The sequence below is a fragment of the Streptomyces albidochromogenes genome (assembly GCF_005981925.1).
GTDB lineage: Bacteria > Actinomycetota > Actinomycetes > Streptomycetales > Streptomycetaceae > Streptomyces > Streptomyces albidochromogenes.
In genome coordinates, this window is record NZ_VBVX01000383.1 from 1 (window position 1) to 5483 (window position 5483).

At 69.7% G+C, this 5483-nt stretch carries 5 protein-coding genes and 1 pseudogene; 4 read left to right on the forward strand and 2 right to left on the reverse strand.

Features of this window, described 5'->3' with window-relative positions; all coding sequences use genetic code 11:
* The first annotated feature begins 117 nt into the window (after window positions 1-117).
* Together E2E34_RS30580 and E2E34_RS30585 are read left to right on the forward strand one after the other, a co-directional pair.
* On the forward strand, window positions 118-528 hold the full coding sequence (locus E2E34_RS30580; RefSeq protein ID WP_138905111.1) for a hypothetical protein: 411 nt from the start codon (window positions 118-120) through the stop codon (window positions 526-528).
* Window positions 525-1916: a replicative DNA helicase gene (locus tag E2E34_RS30585; RefSeq protein ID WP_138905112.1), complete on the forward strand. Its 1392-nt coding sequence runs from the start codon at window positions 525-527 to the stop codon at window positions 1914-1916. The genes E2E34_RS30580 and E2E34_RS30585 overlap by 4 nt, the downstream gene beginning before the upstream one ends.
* Before the next feature lie 692 nt (window positions 1917-2608).
* On the opposite strand, the gene E2E34_RS30590 is transcribed toward E2E34_RS30585, so the two are convergent.
* Window positions 2609-3526 (reverse strand): L-type lectin family protein, encoded by a 918-nt coding sequence (locus E2E34_RS30590; protein ID WP_138905113.1) that lies wholly within the window; start codon window positions 3524-3526, stop codon window positions 2609-2611.
* Between the two features lie 491 nt (window positions 3527-4017).
* On the opposite strand from E2E34_RS30590, the gene E2E34_RS30595 reads away from it, so the two are divergent.
* Together E2E34_RS30595 and E2E34_RS37560 are read left to right on the forward strand one after the other, a co-directional pair.
* On the forward strand, window positions 4018-4488 hold the full coding sequence (locus E2E34_RS30595; protein ID WP_138905114.1) for a hypothetical protein: 471 nt from the start codon (window positions 4018-4020) through the stop codon (window positions 4486-4488).
* A 242-nt stretch (window positions 4489-4730) separates the two neighbouring features.
* A complete protein-coding gene (locus E2E34_RS37560) occupies window positions 4731-5390 on the forward strand; it encodes an NB-ARC domain-containing protein (protein WP_439333698.1) in 660 nt (219 codons plus the stop codon).
* On the opposite strand, the pseudogene E2E34_RS37565 reads toward E2E34_RS37560, so the two are convergent.
* Window positions 5356-5483 (reverse strand): annotated as a pseudogene (locus E2E34_RS37565) (hypothetical protein); the annotation flags it as partial. The gene E2E34_RS37560 and the pseudogene E2E34_RS37565 overlap by 35 nt on opposite strands.

Here is a 5483-nt window from a genome sequence, read left to right on the forward strand (position 1 = left end):
CGGGCAATACCCGATGTTGGCTCTGACCAGGCGAAGCAGGGTTTTCCCCGGTTTCCCCTGGGCACGTCCGCTCCGGAACCGAGGGAGGAGGCGCGGGAGTTTCCTCCCGAGGAACTGATGGCTGCGCAGGACTTCCTGCAGCGGATGCAGCTGTGGCAGGCCGGTCTGTCGACGGCACGCAGGTGCGCCCCGCGTCTGCTGAGGGCGATGCGAACCCAGGGCTGGCCGTCGCTGGTGTCGATGGACGACACCCAGCGCCGGGCGCTGGAGGCGGAGATCTTCAAGAACACGGGTGGTGCCGCCTCTTGGGTGAAGTGCCTGCCGGGCTGGGTCGATGACCTGCGCCTCTACCGCAAGCCCGTCCCGGCCCCTACGGCCCTGGCCTCCGGCGCCGTACGCGATGACCTGGTCGCCCTGCGGGCCCTCTGCCCTGCCTGCGACCAGTCCGGCTGGGTCGACGACGACGGGCCGATGCGCCGCTGCACCCACCCAGGGATCACGGCCGACACCACCAAGGAGCACCAGTGAGCGTCTCCGACCAGGCCCTGAGCCTGCCCGAGCAGCTCGACGAGTCTCCCGAAGCGGTGAGTGTCAGCGCAGAGGCCGCGATCCTCGGCGCGTGCATGATGGCCACCCGTGACTACGACCCCATCCCCGACGCCTCCCGGGTGCTGAGCGACGAGGGCGATGACTGGTACCGCCCGCAGCACGAGACGCTCTGGCGGGCGATCCTGGCCCTGCACGCCCGGAGCAAGCCCACCGGCGTGCCGATGGTCGAGGCGGAGCTGCGCCGCAGCGGCGACCTCGCACGAGTCGGCGGCTTCGTCCAGCTGTCGCAGATAGCCAGCCAGGCGTGCACCTCCGTCGAAGTGGAGTCCTACGCGGAGATCGTGCACGGCTACGCCCGCCTGCGCCGCTACCAGCAGACCCTGACGCGCGGGATGCAGACAGCCCGTCAGAGCGACCCGACGGGCGTCACCGACGCCATCGCCGCGCACCAGGCCGAGCTGGAGCACCTCGCCGCCGATCATAGCGGCGAGGATGGGCTGTTCGGCCGCTTCGCCGACGGCCTCCAGGACCACCTGAAGGGCCTGGAGACCACAGTCGAGGCAGCCGCGCTCACCGGGCTGACCGACCTGGACCAGGTGCTCAAGATGCGGCCGGGCAACGTGATCGTCGTGGCGGGCCGGCCGGCCATGGGCAAGTCCGCGATGACGCTCGGCGTCGCGCTCGCCAACGCCGCCTCTGGGCGGGCCACTCTCGTGCACTCGATCGAGATGGGTCAGAGCGAGGTCACCAACCGGGTGCTGTCCAGCAGGTCCCGGGTCGCCCTGCACCACCTCATGGAGGGCGGACCCGCCGTCACCGACGACGACTGGTCCCGCATCGCCCGCCGCCTGCCCGACCTCGCGGCCCTGCCGCTGTGGATGGACTACACCCCCCGCGTCACCCCGGGCCTGGTCCGCACCCGCATCAAGTCCCTGATCCGCCAGACCGGCCAGCCCCCGCTGGTAGTCATCGACTACGTCCAGCTCATGTACACCGACCAACGCAACAGCAGGCAGACCCCGTACGAACGCGTCAGCGAGGTCAGCCGCGAACTAAAGATCATCGCAGAGGAAACCGGCGCGGTCCTCATCTGCTGCGCGCAACTCAACCGCGGCTCCGAGCACAGGGAAGGCAAGCGCCCGCAGACCTCCGACCTGCGCGACTCCGGGCAGCTCGAACAGGACGCGAGCGGCATCATCCTGCTGCACCGCGAAGACGCCTACACCCCCGACAGCCCTCGGGCCGGCGAAAGCGACCTCATCCTCAGCAAGAACCGCAACGGCCCCACCTGCACAATCACCGTCGCTCACCAGTTCCACTACTCACGCCTGCGCGACATGAGCACCGAGAACAACCTGAACGCGTAGAACAACCGAAGCCAGGCGTCGATGGCGAGACCTCACAGCCCTTCCGTGGCCCCTGATCGCCCCGCTCTGCCGACCTTCGCCTCCGGAATCACAACTCCTCCGAGGCGAAGGTCGCGCTCAGCACCGCGAGCAGGCCCGCCGGAAATTCCAGCCAACCCGAACGGCACAGCAGTATCGAAAGCCGCCAGCGCTGCCCGCGAAGCGGCATCGGCGAAAGCGCCCTCGCTAAGAGGGAGACGGTCCTCACCTCTGCCGCGCCCGAACTCGCCGAACACGTCCAGGCCGTGACGTTCGACGTGGACACGGGGCCGCTTGGACGCAGGTCCCGACGCACCGGCGTAGGGCCTAAAACTCCGCTGGAGCGCGCCGCAGCTGATGGCGGCGGCCAACGAACAATCAGGCGCCATCCCCGCATGCGCGGGGAGCAGGTCTGCGCAGCGCCATCCAGGCCCTCAACGACGCGACCATCAACGCACGTGCGGGGATGGTCCCGCTCCGGAGGAGCGGTCATGCTGCCTCAGCCGGTACCACTGCGGACGACGACTTGATCCTTGCTGGTAGGCGAGGTCCCGCACAGTCAGGGCGACGAGGGGGTAGCCGCCATTTCCAATGGAAACGGCGGCTCCTGCGCGGCAGCAGCTCTGACACGGAGTCGGGCTGACGCTGGTCGCCGGAACCCGGCACGGCTTGTGTCAGGCGAAGGCCAGGCGGTTCAGCTCGGTGATGGTCTGGAGGCGGCGGTCGCTGTGGGTGCGGCCCCACTTGAGGTTGGAGTAGTACACGAACTGACCGGTGGTGGGTTCGAGGAAGTCGATGGTGCAGCCCATTCGGTGAGTGTGGTCGCTCAGGCAGGTGCAGCTCTTGTGATCGATCTTCCAGTCCAACCCGGTGGGGCCGTCGCCGAGGAGCCTGGTGAGTTCGGGGCACGGCGGGCCGTCGGTGGTCTCAAGCCGGAAGGAGCCGCCGACCGAGTTCCAGGCGTCGGTGCCGTTGAACGGGCCGGGGCCGGCGGTCGCCCGGATGCGTCGCAGCAGAGGGGAGAGGAGCGACGGCGGTTCGAAGGGGGAGCGCAGCGTCGCGGTGTACGCGGCCCGTTCCGTTGGTGTCCAGTGGCGCTCGCTCTGGAGCAGGCCGTAGTCGGTGTTGAGCCGCTCTGCGATCCGCTCCCACCAGCGTGGGTTGAAGCCGGTCAGCAGAATCCGGGCTGGCATGCCGGGGCGGTGGAGACTGATGCCGCCGCTCTCGCGGCGGTAGCGCAGGCCGGCCACCCCAGCAACGCAGTCCTGGGGGCGGTCACTGTCCTCGCCGGTCAGCCAGGGGAGGAGGAACTCGGCCCAGTGGTGGACGACGTACGGCTCGTCGAGGAGCCGGAGGGTGAGCTGCTCGTCCTGCGGATGTACCTGGACGATGCCCAGGGGGTGTTCGGAGAGTCCGCCGATCTTGCAGCAGGCGAGGAAGACTGCGGCCTCCAGCTGCGCCTGTTCCGGGTGGCGTGCTGCGGGGATGGTGAGCACTTGGTCGTCGTCGCTGAGAAGCGTGTACAGGGCTTGGTGGGACTCACCGGTGCTGCGGCGGCGGTCTTCGGTGAGGGCCAGGGCGGCCTGAGGCATCGTGGTCGCTGTTCCGCGCCAAACCGGCCCCCGGCGGCTAGCGCTTTGTGAGGTGGGTCGCAGGTGTCGTACAGGAGTGACGCTTCTGGCCGGTCCTCGGCGAAAGAGTGCGGGGGCGTCTTCCATCGCGCAGCCGGGCGTTCACGAGCCCAAACCCATCGAAGCCCGCAGCGAGGCGGCGGTGCAAGGCGCCACAGCAGCCGTAATCCCAACGGGCGAGGAGGCGACCACCCGGGCTCGGTACTTAACGAGGCGGCTTGAGGAGTGCCAGGCGCTGCGGTCGTGTTGCTTGATCTCGTAACTTGCCCGGCTTAGGCAAGTGCACGTTTCAAATTGCCCGGATCAAAGACTCTATTGGCTCGGTTAAGTCTCCCACCTGAGCGAGTTTGCTTGCGAAGCGAAGTCTGCCGAGGCGGTCCGGTGAGGTGCCCGGCTCGGTACGCTTTACCGGCATAGGGACATGGGGCTGGCCGTCTTGCGGGGGGGATGACATGTTGGATCAGGCGTTGGTTGTTCTGGCTTCGGCGTTCGGGGCGGCGGTGGCTTCGGCGGCCGGCACCGAGGTGTGGTCGGGATTCCGGGACCGGGCGGCCCTGATCTTCGGCCGCCGGGACGCGCAGGAAACTCAGGTGGTCCTGGAACGATTGGACCGGTCGGCCCTCGAACTGGACCGCGCCGACCCGGGTGACGCCGACGAGGTCCGTACCCGGCTGGAAGCATCCTGGCAGGCCCGGTGCGAGGACCTATTGGAGAGTCTGGGCGAGGCGGGCCGCGAGGAAGCCGCCGGGCAACTGCGCGAACTGGTTGCCCGGCAGGCCGCCGGGGGAGTGACGTCCGGGGACGACGGCATCGCCATCGGCGGCAACGCCGACATCAAGGCCGACCGCGGGTCGGCGGCCGCCCTGCGCATGGGCGACGTGACCCTCGGAAACCCTCCGATGCCGGGTCCGGAGCAGCGCTGACCGCACCCGGCGCCAGCCAGGCCCCGCACATCTTTGCGCAGACATCGCTCTACGCGCAGTCCGGCGCCCTGGTGGTCGGCCGCGCCGGTTCGGTGACGCACCATGCCGCGCCGCGGGCGCCGCTCTCCTGGCCGCGGCTGGCCGGCGTGGTCCCGCGGCAGGCGGACTGTTTCCAGCACCGCGATGCCGTCGAGGCCTTGGAGCGAGCGGTGGCCGGGGGTGGGACGGCTGTGCTGTGCCAGGTGCTGTCCGGGACCGGTGGGGTCGGCAAGACTCAGCTCGCCGCCCACCACGCCCGCACCGCGTGGCAGGCCGGGGCGGTGGATCTGCTGGTGTGGGTCACCGCGACCAGCCGGAACGCGGTCCTGAGCGCCTATGCCGAGGCCGCTGTCACGGTGACCGACCCCGACGACCCTCAACGGGCCGGTCTCGACGACCCTGAGCGGGCCGCCGTGCGCTTTCTGGCCTGGGCCCAGTCCACCGACCGGCGATGGCTGATCGTGCTCGACGACGTGAGTGACCCCGCGCACCTGAACGGTACGGACGGACGAAGTGACCTCTGGCCGCCGGCACGCCCCAATGGTCGCACTGTGGTCACCACCCGCCGCCGCGACGCCGCCCTGCCCGGCCACCTCATCGATGTCGGCCTGTTCACCAAGGGCGAGGCCGTCGGCTACCTGAGGGCCAAACTCGCCGCCCAAGGCCGCCACGACGACCCCGGGCAGGTCCAGGAACTCGCCCGCGACCTGGGCCATCTGCCACTGGCCCTGGCCCAGGCGGTCACCTATCTCCTCGACCTCCACCTGGACTGCGCCACCTACCGCAAGCGGCTCGCCGACCGCGCCCGCACCCTGCCCGACCTGGTCCCCCCGACGTACCGCCCGAGAAACGGCCGTCCGTGACGAGCGCGCAGGTCTTGCCGAGGCCGCGGCCCTTGAGGAACGACGTCGGGTAGAGCATCTCCTGCATGCCGGGGCCGCCGCGCGGGCCCTCGT